Here is a 14,299-nt window from a genome sequence, read left to right as displayed (position 1 = left end):
TTCGCCCTCATAACAAAACCAAACCACAACACTGCGCAGTCTTTCGGGATACAACCATGGTTGCCATTACTCCCACGCTCAAGATCAAGAATCTCGACAAACTTTTGATGCATTGTCAGCGCCGCCGCTATCCAGCCAAACACAACATCATTTGTGCAGGTGATCGTTCCGACACGCTGTTTTTCATCCTCAAGGGCTCGGTTACCATCCTGATAGAAGATGACGACGGTCGGGAAATGATCATCGCCTACCTCAACTCCGGAGATTTCTTCGGCGAGCTGGGGTTGTTCGAACAGGCGGGCAAGGAGCAAGAACGCAGTGCCTGGGTGCGGACCAAGATTGAATGTGAAGTTGCGGAAATCAGCTACGCCAAATTCCGAGAACTGTCCCTGCAAGACCCGGACATTCTTTACGTCCTCAGCGGACAAATCGCACAACGCCTGCGCAATACCACCCGCAAGGTCGGCGATCTCGCGTTTTTCGATGTCACCGGACGTGTCGCACGTTGCCTGCTGGAATTGTGCAAGCAGCCCGATGCCATGACCCACCCCGACGGCATGCAGATCAAGGTGACCCGCCAAGAGATTGGACGGATTGTCGGTTGTTCGCGGGAAATGGTCGGTCGCGTACTCAAGGACTTGGAAGAGCGCAACTTGGTCAGCGTCAAAGGCAAGACCATGGTGGTGTTCGGAACGCGTTAAGCGCCCAGCAGTTGGGTCAGCATTTGCCGATACAACGCTTCGAGCCGCTCCAACGCGTGAGGCGCCGGGAATTTTTCATGCAGGGCGATGTGGCTCTCGGCACGCACTCGCTGCTCCAGGCCACAGGCTTCATTGAAGCGATTGACCGCCGCGACCATGGACTCGCGCTCGTTCTCCAGCAACAGCGCGCCATGAACCAGACCCACCGGACGTTGACCGCCCTTGCTCTGGCGCCAGCGCTGAGCGGTGCCAACCATCTTCCGGCCGTCGAGGTTGACGTTGAAGCGTCCGTCGCAAAAGGCCCCTTCCACTTCGCCCAGCGAAGGCACCCCGCCCAATTCATCCAGCAATTGGCAGATGGGATCGCACAATCGGCGGTACCCGGTTTCGATGCGGCCATGGTCACCTTCGCTGCGCGGTGGCGCGTAGACCAAGGCGATATTGACGGTAGCGGCCGACTGCGGCACCGGCTCACCGCCGGTTTCGCGCAGCAGGACTGGCCAGCCATGGGCGGCCGAGACTTCACAGGCGTGCTCGAATCCCGGCAGGCGACTCAAGCGGCGCGGCATGACCAGCGCACGGTCATTGGGCTGCCAGAACAGCAGGCCGAATTCGGCGTCGCCCGCGCAGATGCTGGCCAACAGATCCTGTTCGGCTTGCAGACCCGCTTCGACGGTAAGGGACATCACAGGCGACATGGATCAGTCCAGCGTCGAGCCGCTCACCGGCAGGCCTCGTTCAGGAAAGAACAGTCGTTGCAATTCCGTCCCCGGGTTCTCGGCCCGCATGAAGGCCTCGCCCACCAGGAATGAGTAGACATCGCTGACTTCCATCAGCTCGACATCGGCCCGATTGAGGATGCCACTTTCAGTGATGACCAGGCGATCCCGTGGGATGCGCGGCAACAGGTCCAGAGTGGTTTCCAGGCTCACTTCAAAGGTGTGCAGGTTGCGATTGTTCACACCGACCAGTTTCGTATCGAGGGTTTTCAGGGCTCGCTCCAACTCGTCGCCGTCATGGACTTCCACCAGGACATCCAGCCCGACACTCTTGGCTACGGCCGCCAGTTCGGCCATTTTCACGTCGTCCAGGGCGGAAACGATCAACAGCACGCAATCGGCGCCCAGCGCCCGAGCCTCGACGATCTGGTACGGATCGATCATGAAATCCTTGCGGATCACCGGCAACTTGCACGCCGCCCGCGCCTGCTTCAGGTAGTCGTCGGCCCCTTGGAAAAAGTCGACGTCAGTCAACACCGAGAGGCAGGTCGCGCCGCCCTTCTCGTAGCTCCGTGCAATGTCGGCCGGAACGAAGTGTTCACGGATCACGCCCTTGCTGGGGGACGCCTTCTTGATTTCGGCAATCACCGCCGGCTGTTTTTTCTTGGCCTGATCGATCAGCGCCGTGGCAAAACCCCGCGGCGCATCCGCTGAACGCGCCAGGTTTTCCAGCTCGGCCAGACTGACGCGAGCGCGACGCTCAGCCACTTCCTCAGCCTTGCGAGCCAGAATGTTTTCCAGAACCGTTGGCACGCTCATCCTTCGTTCTCCACTTTGAATACGGCGGTAAATGCACCCAACTCTTCGAGTTTTTCCCTGGCCAGGCCAGTGTGCAGTGCATCATGGGCCAGTTCCACGCCTTGCTTGAGGCTGCTGGCGTGGTCGGCGGCGTACAACGCGGCACCGGCATTGAGCACGATCATCTCGGCGGCTTTCTGGCCATTCTCGGTCTTGCGGCGACCCAGGGCATCGCGGATCAACTCCAGCGATTGGGCCGGACCATCGACCGCCAGGCCATGCAAGCTCTGGCTCTTCATGCCGAGGTCTTCAGGTTCGACCCAATACTCGCTGATCTGATCATTTTTTAGTTCGGCCACGAATGTCGGCGCCGCCAGGCTGAATTCATCCAGGCCATCCTTCGAATGGACCACCAGCACGTGCTTGCTGCCCAGGCGCTGCAGGACTTCGGCCAACGGCCGGCACAACGCCTGGCTGAACACGCCCACCACTTGATGCTTCACGCCGGCCGGATTCGTAAGCGGGCCGAGCATGTTGAACAGCGTACGCAGGCCCAGCTCACGGCGCGGCGCGGCAGCGTGTTTCATGGCGCTATGGTGCGTCTGGGCAAACATGAAACCAATGCCGACATTGTCGATACAGCGCGCCACTTGAACCGGCGTCAGGTTCAGGTAGATGCCAGCCGCCTCCAGCAGATCGGCACTGCCGCTCTTGCCTGAGACTGCGCGGTTGCCATGCTTGGCAACGGTGCAACCGGCCGCCGCAACGACAAACGACGAGGCGGTGGACACGTTGAAGATATTGGCGCCGTCACCACCGGTGCCGACCACATCGACCACGCCGTCCAGGGTCTTGAGTTCGACCTTGTCCGCCAGCTCACGCATCGCCGACACGGCACCGACGATTTCATCGATGCTCTCGCTCTTCATGCGCATGGCCATCATGAACGCGCCGATCTGCGCATCCGTGCATTGGCCGGTCATGATTTCACGCATCACGTCGCGCATCTCGTCGGTGCTCAGGTCGAGATGGCCGACGATACGGCTCAGGGCTGTCTTGATATCCATGAAAAGTCCTTAGCGCGTGCCGCCGGTTTGTTTGAGGAAGTTGGCGAACAGCTCGTGGCCCTGCTCGGTGAGAATAGACTCGGGATGGAATTGCACACCCTCGATATTCAACGTCTTGTGGCGCAACCCCATGATTTCATCGACGGAGCCGTCTTCAAGCTGGGTCCAGGCCGTCAACTCCAGGCAGTCGGGCAGAGTTTCGCGCTTGACGATCAGCGAGTGGTAGCGGGTTACGGTAAGCGGATGATTCAACCCCGCGAACACGCCCTTGTCCTCGTGGAATACCGGGCTAGTCTTACCGTGCATGACATGCCGGGCGCGCACGACATCGCCACCGAACGCCTGGCCGATCGACTGATGCCCCAGGCAGACGCCCAGGATTGGCAGCTTGCCGGCGAAATACTTGATAGCGTCGATGGAAATGCCCGCTTCGGTTGGCGTGCACGGGCCGGGGGAAACCACGATGCGCTCAGGCTTGAGGGCTTCGATTTCGGCGATGGTCAGTTCGTCGTTGCGCACGACCTTGACCTCGGAACCCAGCTCGCCGAGATACTGCACAACGTTGTAGGTAAAAGAGTCGTAGTTATCGATCATCAGCAACATGGCGTAAGCAACCTATTGAATTCACTGACTTTAAATACAGCCTTCAGAGAGTGACCCGCACGCTGCTGCGCTTGGCGCGGCGATTGATACCCCGGCGAAGCGGTTCTACAGCGGGTAAAGAAGGCAAATCGGTACAGGTCCGGCGAGGCCGGCGGAGATTGTTCAGGCGCGCCAACGCCAACGGGCGTGTGCCTTGATCATTTGATCCAGAAGTTTGCTGACAATCGACACAGGGGAAGTCTCGTTCATACGTCCCGGCACAGTAGCTTAGCTGGGCGGAGCACGCAATATGACCGATCCCGAAGGGCTTTGAAACAATCGCGACGTTCCGGATAGATGGCAAAACGCCGGAAGTTTTTGGTACTGTCGTTTCGTTTTCTAACAACAATAAGATAAAAACGGACTTTCCCATGATAAAGAAGACGCTGTTCGTACCGATTGCCAGCTGCCTGTTGGCGATGGCCTGCACCCAGGCGAGCGCCGGCCCCAACCCGTATTCCAAGTTCATCGTATTCGGCGACAGTCTCAACGACGCCGGCCAGTTCGCCGACCCGAACGGCCCGCCCGGTTCGACCGAGCGCTATACCAACCGAACCGGTCCGATCTACACCGACGGCAGCGGCGAAGCCTATTCGGCCAACTCCACCCAATTGCTTGGTGGGCGCCTGGGCTATTCCGCCGACGAGACCGCGGCTTCCACGTCGGCGGTCCGCGCCGGCCAGGGGCTGGCCGATGGCAATAACTGGGCGGTAGGCGGGTATCGCACCGACCAGATCCTCGAATCGATTACTGGCGTGTCCGACACCGGCGAGCGCAGCCGTCCTGGCTACTTGCAATCCAACGGTCTGCGCGCCGATCCAAATGCGCTGTATTACCTTTCCGGTGGTGGTAACGACTTCCTTCAAGGCCGGGTATTGAACACCGCGCAAGCGAACGCCGCCGCCGACCGGCTGGCCGACAGCGTCCAGGTGCTGCAAACGGCCGGCGCCCGCTATGTGATGGTCTGGCTGTTGCCCGACCTGGGCCTGACCCCGGCCCTCAACGGTGGCCCCTTGCAGGACACCTTTTCGCAACTGGGCAATCAGTTCAACCAACAACTGATCACCCGACTGCAAGGCATCGATGCCGAAATCATTCCGTTGAACATTCCACTGTTGTTGAAGGAGAGCTTCGCCGATCCGGCAAGATTCGGCCTCGCCACCGGCGAGAACCTCACCGCCACTTGCTTCAGCGGCAACGGCTGCACGGAGAACGCCACCTATGGCATCAACAGTGCCACGCCGGATCCCAGCAAGCTGATCTACAACGACGCGGTCCATCCCACCGAAGCCGGACAGAAACTGATCGCCGACTACGCCTTTTCCCTGCTCGCGGCGCCCTGGGAGCTGACACTGCTGCCGGAAATGGCCCACTCGACCTTACGTGCTCACCAGGATGAATTGCGCAGCCAGTGGCAATCGGACTGGGAAGACTGGCAGACGGTCGGCGAGTGGCGAGCCATCGTCGCCGGTGGCGGCCAGCACCTGGACATGGACAGCCAAGGCAGCGGCGCCAGCGCCGACGGCAGCGGCTACAGCCTCAACGTGGGCGGCAGCTATCGCCTCAACGAGGCTTGGCGCATGGGTGTCGCCGCCGGTTTCTACCGCCAGGACATGGACGCAGGCGATAACGATTCGACGTACAAGCTCAACAGCTACCTGGCGACGGCTTTCGCCCAGTTCCAGCAAAACCGCTGGTGGGCCGACGCGGCGCTGACCGGCGGCAAGCTCGACTACGACAACCTGGAGCGCAAGTTCGACCTGGGCGTCAACGAAGCGCAGGAGAAAGGCAACACCGACGGCCATCTCTGGGCATTCAGCACGCGGGTGGGCTACGACATCGCCCAGCCGGGCAGCGAATGGCACCTCTCGCCGTTTGTCAGCGCTGATTATGCGAAGGTGGAAGTGGATGGTTATTCGGAAAAGAGCAACCGCTCCACGGCCCTGACCTTCGATGACCAGACCCGCGATTCGAAACGCCTGGGCATTGGCTTGCAGGGCAAATACAACATCACCCGGCAGACCCAGGTGTTTGGCGAATATGCCCACGAACGCGAGTACGAAGACGACACGCAAAAGGTCAACATCGCCCTCAACAGCCTGCCGGCCAACGACTTCACGCTGGAAGGCTACACACCACAGAGCCACCTGAATCGCCTGAGCCTGGGGGTCAGCCACAAGTTGACGCAGGACTTGGCGTTGCGGGGCGGTTATACACTGCGCAAGGACGATGACATGACCCAGCAAGGGGTGAGCCTGGGGGTCAGCCTGGACTTCTGATCGAGGGGAACCTGTGGGAGCGAGCTTGCTCGCGATAGCGAACTTTCAGCCAACCTATTTGTTGAAGGTGACGGCCTCATCGCGAGCAAGCTCGCTCCCACACAGATTGAGTTGCCTGAAGGACTTGCTCCCGCTCGGCTGCGCAGCAGCCGCATCGATTTGATGGGCCCGCTTCGCAGGCCAGCGGGAGCAAGCTCCCTCGCCACAGTTGTATGCTGAAGGACGTCAGTCGTTCGAGGTCTGCTCGGCCAGCGCCACGGCGCGGAACATCGCGCGGCGCTTGTTCAGGGTTTCTTCCCATTCCAATGCCGGCACCGAGTCGGCGACGATACCGCCGCCGGCCTGCACGTGCAGTTCGCCGTTTTTGATCACCGCGGTGCGAATGGCAATCGCGGTGTCCATGTTGCCGTTCCAGGCGAAATAACCCACCGCCCCGCCGTATACCCCGCGCTTGACCGGCTCCAGTTCATCGATGATTTCCATCGCGCGGATTTTCGGCGCGCCGGACAAAGTGCCCGCAGGCAGGATCGCCCGCAAGGCATCCATCGCCGTCAGCCCGGCCTTCAATTGGCCGGTGACGTTGGAGACGATGTGCATCACGTTGGAATAGCGCTCGATGACCATCTTCTCGGTGAGCTTCACCGAACCGATTTCCGAGACCCGCCCGGTGTCGTTGCGCCCCAGGTCGATCAGCATCAGGTGCTCGGCGATTTCCTTCTCGTCCGACAGCAGGTCCTCTTCCAGCGCCCGGTCAGCCTCCTCCGTGGCGCCACGGGGGCGAGTGCCGGCGATCGGGCGCACGGTGATCAGGTTGTCTTCGACCCGCACCAGCACTTCCGGCGAACTGCCCACGACATGGAAGTCGCCGAAGTTGAAGAAGTACATGTAGGGCGTCGGGTTGAAGCAGCGCAACGCCCGGTAGAGATCGATGGGCGCGGCCTTGAAGTCGATAGACATCCGTTGCGACGGCACCACTTGCATGCAGTCGCCGGCGAGGATGTATTCCTTGATGGTGTCGACGGCCCGTTCGTAATCGTCCTGGGTGAAGCTGGAACGGAACACCGGGTCGGCCGCCGACTGCTTGCTGAAATCCAGGCCGGGACGCGGCGTGATCGGCTGACGGAGTTTTTCCAGCAGTGCCTGCAGGCTTTTCTGACCTTGCTCGTAGGCATCTTCCCGGGACGGGTCGGCAAGGACGATCGCGTGCATCTTGCCGGCGAGGTTATCGAAGACCACCACCGCGTCGGAGACCATCAGCAAGATGTCCGGCACGCCCAGCGGATCGGGGTTCGGGCAGGTGCCCAGGCGCTTTTCCACGTAGCGCACGCAGTCGTAGCCGAAATACCCCACCAGCCCGCCGTTGAAACGCGGCAGGCCGGGGATGGTCGGCACGTTGTAGCGGGCCTTGAAGGTTTCAACGAAGGCCAGCGGATCTTCGACTTCGAGGCTTTCGATTTCGACGCCGTCGTGGGTCACGCTGATGCGATGGTCATGGACCCGCAGCACCGTACGGCACGGCAAGCCAATGATGGAATATCGGCCCCACTTTTCGCCGCCCTGTACCGATTCGAGCAGGTAGGAGTTGGGCTGGTCGGCGAGCTTGAGATAGATCGACAGCGGTGTGTCGAAGTCGGCCAGGGTTTCGCAGGCAAGGGGGATGCGGTTGTAGCCGGCAGCGGCTAGACGCAGGAATTCTTCACGGATCATGGGATGCCTCGTGGCAAGAGGAACTGACAGTCAGGTATGCAAACGCGCCGGATAACCGGCCAGGATCATGTCAGGTGCGCCAACGCCAGCGGGCCAGGGCCTTCATGACTTTCATCCAGAGTTTGCGAGTGACCACCACGATGGCGTTTCCAGAAGAGGATTGAACAGCGTCGGGCAACGTTATCTCAGCGGCCGGGTCCAGGCAACCGGGAATTAACAGGCGCAAATCGTCGATCACCAGCGTCGGAAACTCTTCGGCGATCGGCCGGCCGTGGTTGTAGCCGTAACTCAACGCCACACACTTGACCCCCGCCGCCTTGGCCGCCAGTACATCGCTGCGCGAGTCGCCGACGAACAAGGATTGGGAGGCCGGGATGTTGGCCATTTTCATCACGAAGAACAGCGCGGCCGGGTCAGGTTTTTTCTGTGGCAAGGTATCGCCACCGATGATCCAACGGAAATAGCGGCCAATTTTCATCTGGTCCAGTAGCGGCGCGACGAAGCGTTCCGGCTTGTTGGTGATCAGGGCCATTTCCACGCCCTGCTTTTTCAGCCACTTGAGGGTGGAACGCACGCCAGGATAGACCACTGTCAGCTGGTGATTGTCTTCGTAGGCTTCATTGAACAACGCCAGCGCCTGCTCGGCTTCGGCCTCATCGACGCCTTGGGCATCGATGTCGTTGGCCAGGGCCCGGCGCACCAGCATGGGCGCGCCGTTGCCGACCCAGTGGCGCACCGCGTCGATGCCGGCGGGCGGGCGCCCAAGCTTGAGCAGCATCGTGTCCACGGCCGCCGCGAGGTCCGGGACCGAATCGACCAAGGTGCCATCGAGGTCGAACATCACCAGACGCGGCAAGCTGCCGGGAAACAGCTGCTCGAAGCCGCTCATGGGCGCGCCAGGGCCAGTTCGGCGCGCATTTTTGCGATCACCTCTTGGTAGTCGGGCGCGTTGAAGATCGCAGAGCCGGCGACAAAGGTGTCGGCGCCGGCCGCGGCGATTTCACGGATATTGTTCACGTTCACGCCACCGTCGATTTCCAGGCGGATGTCACGGCCCGAGGCGTCGATCAGGGCACGGGCTTCGCGCAGCTTGTCGAGGGTGCCCGGGATGAATTTCTGCCCGCCGAAGCCAGGATTGACGCTCATCAGCAGGATCATGTCGACCTTGTCCATCACGTACTTGAGCACGTCCAAGGGTGTCGCCGGGTTGAACACCAGGCCAGCCTTGCAACCGCCTTCGCGGATCAACTGCAGGGAGCGGTCGACATGCAGCGTGGCTTCCGGGTGGAAGGTGATGTAGGTGGCGCCCGCCTCGATGAAGTCACCGACGATGCGGTCCACCGGGCTGACCATCAGGTGCGCGTCGATCGGCGCGGTGATGCCGTATTTGCGCAGCGCCGCGCAGACCATCGGGCCGATGGTCAGGTTGGGCACGTAGTGGTTGTCCATGACATCGAAGTGCACGATGTCGGCCCCGGCGGCCAGAACATTGTCCACTTCCTCCCCCAGGCGGGCGAAGTCGGCGGAGAGAATCGACGGAGCAATAGCGAAGGGCTGCATGACGCACCTGTTTTGAGCGAAATCACGATGGCGCGCATTGTATACCTCAAGATTTGGCGCGCCCACCGTGACAGTCGATCAATACGCCGCGCGGTAGATCTTCTCGATATCGGCGGCGCTCAACTGACGCGGATTGTTGCGCATCAGGCGCTCGATCCCCGCCGCCTCCACCGCCATGGACGGGATCACGTCCTCGGTCACCCCCAGGCTGCTCAGGCCCTGGGGAATCTGCACGGCGGCGCACAGCGCAACCATGGCTTCCACGGCTTCGTCGGCCGCTTCAAGATCACTCAAATGAGCGGTCCTGATGCCCATGGCCTCGCCGATATCACGCATGCGCTCGACGCAGGCCATCTTGTTCCAGGCCATCACATACGGCAGCAACAAGGCGTTGGCGACACCATGGGACACATGAAAGCGCCCGCCCAACGGATAGGCCAGCGCATGCACCGCCCCGACCCCGGCATTACCGAAGGCCATGCCGGCCATCAGGCTGGCCGTGGCCATGTCTTCACGGGCTTGCAGATGGTTAGGATTGGCATAGGCCTTGGGCAGCGCGCGGGTGATCAGTTTGATTGCGCCGATGGCCAGGGCATCGGTGATCGGCGAAGCATTGAGCGACAGGTAGGCCTCGATGGCGTGCACCAGCGCATCGACGCCACTGGCGGCCGTGACGCTGCGCGGGCAGGTGAGGGTCATTTGCGGGCTGACCAGCGCCACGTCCGGCAACAAAAAATCGCTGACGATGCCTTTTTTCAGTTGCGCGGCCTTGTCGGAGAGGATCGCCACGTTGGTGACTTCCGAACCGGTGCCGGCCGTGGTGGGGATGGCAATCATGGGCGGGCCTTTGCGCGGCACCTGATCGATGCCGAACATGTCCTGCAATTCGCCGTGGTAACCGGCATAGACGCCCACGCATTTAGCGATGTCGATGGCACTGCCGCCGCCCAGGCCGATCAGGCCATCGTGGCCGCCGTCGCGGTAGGCCTGCATGCAATCTTCGACGATGGCGATTTCCGGGTCCGGCATGACCCGGTCGAAAATCTCGTAGTCGCGCCCGCCCAGGTGCTGCAGGGCCAAGTCCACGGTGCCGGACTTGACCAGCGCCGCGTCGGTCACGATCAGCGGATTGTCGACGTCCAGCCGCGTCAGCTCGGCGGCCAGTTGCTCGATGGCAGCGGCACCGGTGATCAGTTTATGGGCGATCTTGAATGAGGAAAGACTCATGTGCGCGGCCTCTTATTCGAGTATGGGCTGGCACAAGGATAGCTCGGTATTGAGGGTTGTCTGCCATTCAGCTTATGAATACACCGCAAACCCAATGTGGGAGCGGGCTTGCTCGCGAATGCGGTGGAACATCCAACAACTGGGTCGACTGTTACACCGCTTTCGCGAGCAAGCCCGCTCCCACAGGGATCAACGCTGGCGTCAGACTTGGGCAGTGCGCAGCTTCTCGCTACGCCCGCGCAACCACTCCAGGGTCAGCAGCAGGACCACCGAGAACGCAATCAGCAACGTCGCCGCCGCGGCGATGGTAGGGCTGAGGTTTTCGCGGATACCACTGAACATCTGCCGTGGCAGGGTTGCCTGCTCAGGACCCGCGAGGAACAGCGTCACCACCACTTCATCGAACGATGTCGCGAAGGCGAACAGTGCCCCAGAGATCACGCCCGGGGCGATCAACGGCAGGGTCACCCGACGAAACGCCGTCAGTGGTGATGCTCCAAGGCTGGCGGCGGCGCGGACCAGGTTGTGGTTGAACCCCTGCAAGGTCGCCGACACCGTGATGATGACGAACGGCACACCCAGCACCGCATGGACCACGATCAGCGAGAAGAAACTGTTGCCCATCCCCAGCGGTGCGAAGAACAGATAACTGGCCACGCCGATGATCACCACCGGCACCACCATGGGCGAGATCACCAAGGCCATCACCAGCGCCTTGCCGGGGAAGTCGCCGCGGGTCAGGCCGATGGCCGCGAGCGTGCCGAAGATCATCGCCAGCAAGGTCGCCGCCGGGGCCACGATGATGCTGTTTTTCAGTGCCCGCATCCATTCGGCCGAGGCGAAGAAATCGTGGTACCACTGCAGCGAAAAACCTTGCAGCGGGTAGACCAGGAAACTGCCGGAGTTGAACGACAGCGGAATGATCACCAGCACCGGCAGGATCAGAAACAACAGGATCAACCCGCAGAGTATGCGCAGGCTGTAGAACCAAACCCGCTCAATGGGGGACATGTAAGGACTCACCATTTTCGATCTCCCCTTAGCTCAGGCGCAGGCGACTGGCGCCCACCAGCCAGCTGTAAATCAGATAAAGCACGATGGTCGCCAGCAACAGCAGCCCGCCGAGCGCCGTGGCCATGCCCCAGTTGATGCTGGTGTTGGTGTAGAACGCGACGAAGTAGCTGACCATCTGGTCGTTCGGGCTGCCCAGCAACGCCGGCGTGATGTAGTAGCCAATCGCAAGGATGAACACCAACAGGCAACCGGCGCCAACACCGGCGTAGGTCTGCGGGAAGTACACCCGCCAGAAACTGGCGAACGGGTGGCAGCCCAGGGAAATCGCCGCCCGCATGTAAGTAGGCGAGATGCCTTTCATCACGCTGTAGATCGGCAGGATCATGAACGGTAATAGGATGTGAACCATGGAGATGTACACACCGACGCGGTTGAACACCAGTTCCAGGGGTTTATCGATGACACCCATGGCCATCAGCGCGCTGTTGATCAAGCCGCCCGATTGCAGCAGCACGATCCACGCCGCGACCCGCACCAGGATCGACGTCCAGAACGGCAGTAGCACCAGAATCATCAACAGGTTGCTCTGGCGCGATGGCAGGTTCGCCAACAGGTAGGCTAACGGATAGGCCAGCACCAGGCAGATGGCGGTAATCACCAGGCCCATCCAGAAGGTGCGGGCGAAGATGTCGAGGTAGATCGACTGGTCAGGGGTGGCCGGGGCCAGTTCGCCGAGGTCATCGATGCGGTGATCGACGGCTGCCAGCAGGTAATACGGGGTAACGTTACTGGTGTTGCGGCGGATCACCTGCCAGTACGCCGGGTCGCCCCAACGCTCATCGAGGCTTTCCAGGGCTTCTTTATAGGAAGCCGGCTCGGTGGCAAACGGCAACGCCCGAGCGGTCTTGGTCAGCAGGCTGCGGTAGCCGGCCAATTCCATGTTCAAGCGCTTGGACAAATCGCCCAGGGTCTGATTCTTGCGGGCTTCGGCCAGGTCTTCAGTGGCAGCCTTGTACACCGGCTCGCCCGGCAGACCGCGTCCGTCCCAGGCCGCGACAGCGGCGACAGTGCGCGGCATGGCGCCCACCACTTCCGGGTTGCTGACGCTTTTGAACAACAGCGCCACGATTGGCACCAGAAACACCAGCAACAGAAACAGCACCAGCGGCGCGATCAAGGCCTGGGCTTTCCAGCGGTTGACCCGCTCGGCATGTTTGAGCCGCTGCTTGAGGGTGGGGCTGGTGCCCGCGTTCAGTGGAACGGCGATGGCCATGGCGAACTCCGCAAATCTTTTTATCGTTACAGGGGCGGCGAGCCGCCTCTGTTCTTTTGAAACCGCAACCTGGTGGTACGCGTGGTTGTGGCGAGGGAGCTTGCTCCCGCTGGGCCGCGAAGCGGCCCCAAAATTTGTCGGCAATGCCTATTTTGTGAGTGCTGCGCACTCAAGCGGGAGCAAGCTCCCTCGCCACAAAAGCCTCGCCTCACCGGAAGACGTGGGTTACTTCGCAGCCCAGGAGTTGAAGCGCTGCTCCAGTTGCTCGCCGTTGTCAGCCCAGAAGCTGACGTCGATCTGCACCTGGTTGGCGATGTTTTCCGGGGTGGTCGGCATGTCTTTCAGGACATCCTTGGCCAGCAACGGCACTGCCTGGGTATTGGCCGGGCCGTAGGCGATGTTTTCCGAGTAGGTCTTCTGCTGCTGCGGTGCCACCGAGAAGGCGATGAATTTCTTCGCCGCTTCGGCGCGGGTCTTGTCCAGGCCGCGAGGGATGGCCCAAGCGTCGAAGTCGTAGATGCCGCCGTTCCACACCACCTTCAGGTTGCTTTCTTTTTGTACCGCGGCGATCCGGCCGTTGTAGGCCGAACTCATGACCACGTCACCGGATGCCAGGTACTGCGGCGGCTGGGCGCCGGCTTCCCACCACTGGATATTCGGCTTGAGCTCATCGAGCTTCTTGAACGCACGGTCCTGGCCATCTTTGCCGGCCAGCACCTTGTAGACGTCCTTCGGTGCAACGCCGTCGGCCATCAAGGCGAATTCCAGGGTGTACTTGGCGCCTTTGCGCAGGCCGCGCTTGCCTGGGAATTGCTTGGTGTCCCAGAAGTCCGCCCAACTGGTCGGTGCGGTCTTGAGCTTGTCGGCGTTGTAGGCCAGCACGGTCGACCACACGAAGAAACCGACGCCGCAAGGTTGGATAGCGCCCTTGACGTAATCTTCGGCCTTGCCGAACAGGGCCGGATCGAGTTGCTCGAACATGTCTTCATCACAACCACGGGACAATTCCGGAGACTCGACTTCCACCAGGTCCCAGGAAACGCTCTTGGTGTCGACCATGGCCTTGACCTTGGCCATTTCGCCGTTGTACTCGCCAGCCACGATCTTGCCGTTGCCGGCCGCTTCCCACGGTGCGTAGAAGGCTTTGACCTGAGCCGCCTTGTTCGCCCCGCCGAAAGACACCACGGTCAGGTCCGGGCCCGCCGCCATCGCGCTTGCCGCACCCATCATGCCCAGTGTCAGGGCTGTGAACTTCAGGGATCTCAACATTTATTGTTCTCTCCACGTGCAGGGTTGGTGTTGGTACAGCAGG

General features: G+C 61.2%; 13 protein-coding genes. 2 read left to right on the top strand and 11 right to left on the bottom strand.

Annotated features, from left to right (window positions below):
* The first annotated feature begins 56 nt into the window (after positions 1-56).
* A complete protein-coding gene (gene crp, locus J3P88_RS03240; protein ID WP_186706984.1) occupies positions 57-701 on the top strand; it encodes a cAMP-activated global transcriptional regulator CRP in 645 nt (214 codons plus the stop codon).
* On the opposite strand, the gene J3P88_RS03235 is transcribed toward crp, so the two are convergent.
* Genes J3P88_RS03235 through J3P88_RS03220 form a run of 4 tightly spaced genes read right to left on the bottom strand, consistent with a single transcriptional unit; the run spans position 698 to position 3,888 of the window.
* Positions 698-1,399: a lipoate--protein ligase family protein gene (locus J3P88_RS03235; RefSeq protein WP_434573988.1), complete on the bottom strand. Its 702-nt coding sequence runs from the start codon at positions 1,397-1,399 to the stop codon at positions 698-700. The two genes, crp and J3P88_RS03235, sit on opposite strands and share 4 nt — an antisense overlap.
* 3 nt (positions 1,400-1,402) lie before the next feature.
* On the bottom strand, positions 1,403-2,239 hold the full coding sequence (trpC, locus tag J3P88_RS03230) for an indole-3-glycerol phosphate synthase TrpC (RefSeq protein WP_186729588.1): 837 nt from the start codon (positions 2,237-2,239) through the stop codon (positions 1,403-1,405).
* Complete coding sequence (gene trpD / locus J3P88_RS03225; RefSeq protein ID WP_092146427.1) at positions 2,236-3,285, bottom strand: anthranilate phosphoribosyltransferase; 1,050 nt, start codon at positions 3,283-3,285, stop codon at positions 2,236-2,238. The genes trpC and trpD overlap by 4 nt, the downstream gene beginning before the upstream one ends.
* A 9-nt stretch (positions 3,286-3,294) precedes the next feature.
* On the bottom strand, positions 3,295-3,888 hold the full coding sequence (locus J3P88_RS03220) for an aminodeoxychorismate/anthranilate synthase component II (RefSeq protein WP_434573985.1): 594 nt from the start codon (positions 3,886-3,888) through the stop codon (positions 3,295-3,297).
* A 410-nt stretch (positions 3,889-4,298) separates the two neighbouring features.
* Between J3P88_RS03220 and estP the strand changes: the two genes are divergently transcribed.
* Positions 4,299-6,206 carry an esterase EstP gene (gene estP, locus J3P88_RS03215; protein ID WP_434573984.1) on the top strand — a complete coding sequence of 636 codons (1,908 nt, stop codon included), beginning with the start codon at positions 4,299-4,301 and terminating at the stop codon, positions 6,204-6,206.
* 225 nt (positions 6,207-6,431) lie between these two features.
* Here estP and trpE read toward each other — a convergent pair whose 3' ends face one another.
* From trpE to J3P88_RS03180, 7 genes are all read right to left on the bottom strand, one after another.
* Positions 6,432-7,913: an anthranilate synthase component I gene (trpE, locus tag J3P88_RS03210; RefSeq protein ID WP_434573982.1), complete on the bottom strand. Its 1,482-nt coding sequence runs from the start codon at positions 7,911-7,913 to the stop codon at positions 6,432-6,434.
* 70 nt (positions 7,914-7,983) lie between these two features.
* The gene (locus tag J3P88_RS03205; protein WP_186729591.1) at positions 7,984-8,802 is read right to left on the bottom strand and encodes a phosphoglycolate phosphatase; all 819 of its coding nucleotides are present in this window, start codon (positions 8,800-8,802) and stop codon (positions 7,984-7,986) included.
* Complete coding sequence (gene rpe / locus J3P88_RS03200; RefSeq protein ID WP_186706977.1) at positions 8,799-9,473, bottom strand: ribulose-phosphate 3-epimerase; 675 nt, start codon at positions 9,471-9,473, stop codon at positions 8,799-8,801. Before rpe ends, J3P88_RS03205 begins: the two co-directional genes overlap by 4 nt.
* Positions 9,474-9,551: 78 nt before the next feature.
* Positions 9,552-10,700, bottom strand: a complete 1,149-nt coding sequence (locus J3P88_RS03195) for an iron-containing alcohol dehydrogenase (protein ID WP_434573979.1) — start codon at positions 10,698-10,700, stop codon at positions 9,552-9,554.
* A 201-nt stretch (positions 10,701-10,901) separates the two neighbouring features.
* Entirely contained in the window at positions 10,902-11,726 is an 825-nt protein-coding gene (locus J3P88_RS03190) for an ABC transporter permease (RefSeq protein ID WP_186706975.1), read from the bottom strand.
* A gap of 13 nt (positions 11,727-11,739) precedes the next feature.
* Positions 11,740-12,987 (bottom strand): ABC transporter permease, encoded by a 1,248-nt coding sequence (locus tag J3P88_RS03185; protein ID WP_434573977.1) that lies wholly within the window; start codon positions 12,985-12,987, stop codon positions 11,740-11,742.
* Positions 12,988-13,212: 225 nt separating this feature from the next.
* Positions 13,213-14,256, bottom strand: coding sequence for an ABC transporter substrate-binding protein (locus tag J3P88_RS03180; RefSeq protein ID WP_003206153.1), 1,044 nt, complete (start codon positions 14,254-14,256; stop codon positions 13,213-13,215).
* Positions 14,257-14,299: the final 43 nt, after the last annotated feature.

Source organism: Pseudomonas sp. Z3-6, from assembly GCF_051131985.1.
Classification (GTDB): domain Bacteria; phylum Pseudomonadota; class Gammaproteobacteria; order Pseudomonadales; family Pseudomonadaceae; genus Aquipseudomonas; species Aquipseudomonas zanjanensis.
The sequence above is the reverse complement of the archived record's forward strand: the minus strand, read 5'-3'. Positions and strand labels throughout refer to the sequence as shown.

Excerpts from the sequence above, each read along its gene's own strand:
- crp (WP_186706984.1), top strand. The coding sequence starts at position 57 with ATGGTTGCCATTACTCCCACGCTCAAGATCAAGAATCTCGACAAACTT.
- J3P88_RS03235 (WP_434573988.1), bottom strand. The coding sequence starts at position 1,399 with ATGTCGCCTGTGATGTCCCTTACCGTCGAAGCGGGTCTGCAAGCCGAA.
- trpC (WP_186729588.1), bottom strand. The coding sequence starts at position 2,239 with ATGAGCGTGCCAACGGTTCTGGAAAACATTCTGGCTCGCAAGGCTGAG.
- trpD (WP_092146427.1), bottom strand. The coding sequence starts at position 3,285 with ATGGATATCAAGACAGCCCTGAGCCGTATCGTCGGCCATCTCGACCTG.
- J3P88_RS03220 (WP_434573985.1), bottom strand. The coding sequence starts at position 3,888 with ATGTTGCTGATGATCGATAACTACGACTCTTTTACCTACAACGTTGTG.
- estP (WP_434573984.1), top strand. The coding sequence starts at position 4,299 with ATGATAAAGAAGACGCTGTTCGTACCGATTGCCAGCTGCCTGTTGGCG.
- trpE (WP_434573982.1), bottom strand. The coding sequence starts at position 7,913 with ATGATCCGTGAAGAATTCCTGCGTCTAGCCGCTGCCGGCTACAACCGC.
- J3P88_RS03205 (WP_186729591.1), bottom strand. The coding sequence starts at position 8,802 with ATGAGCGGCTTCGAGCAGCTGTTTCCCGGCAGCTTGCCGCGTCTGGTG.
- rpe (WP_186706977.1), bottom strand. The coding sequence starts at position 9,473 with ATGCAGCCCTTCGCTATTGCTCCGTCGATTCTCTCCGCCGACTTCGCC.
- J3P88_RS03195 (WP_434573979.1), bottom strand. The coding sequence starts at position 10,700 with ATGAGTCTTTCCTCATTCAAGATCGCCCATAAACTGATCACCGGTGCC.
- J3P88_RS03190 (WP_186706975.1), bottom strand. The coding sequence starts at position 11,726 with ATGGTGAGTCCTTACATGTCCCCCATTGAGCGGGTTTGGTTCTACAGC.
- J3P88_RS03185 (WP_434573977.1), bottom strand. The coding sequence starts at position 12,987 with ATGGCCATCGCCGTTCCACTGAACGCGGGCACCAGCCCCACCCTCAAG.
- J3P88_RS03180 (WP_003206153.1), bottom strand. The coding sequence starts at position 14,256 with ATGTTGAGATCCCTGAAGTTCACAGCCCTGACACTGGGCATGATGGGT.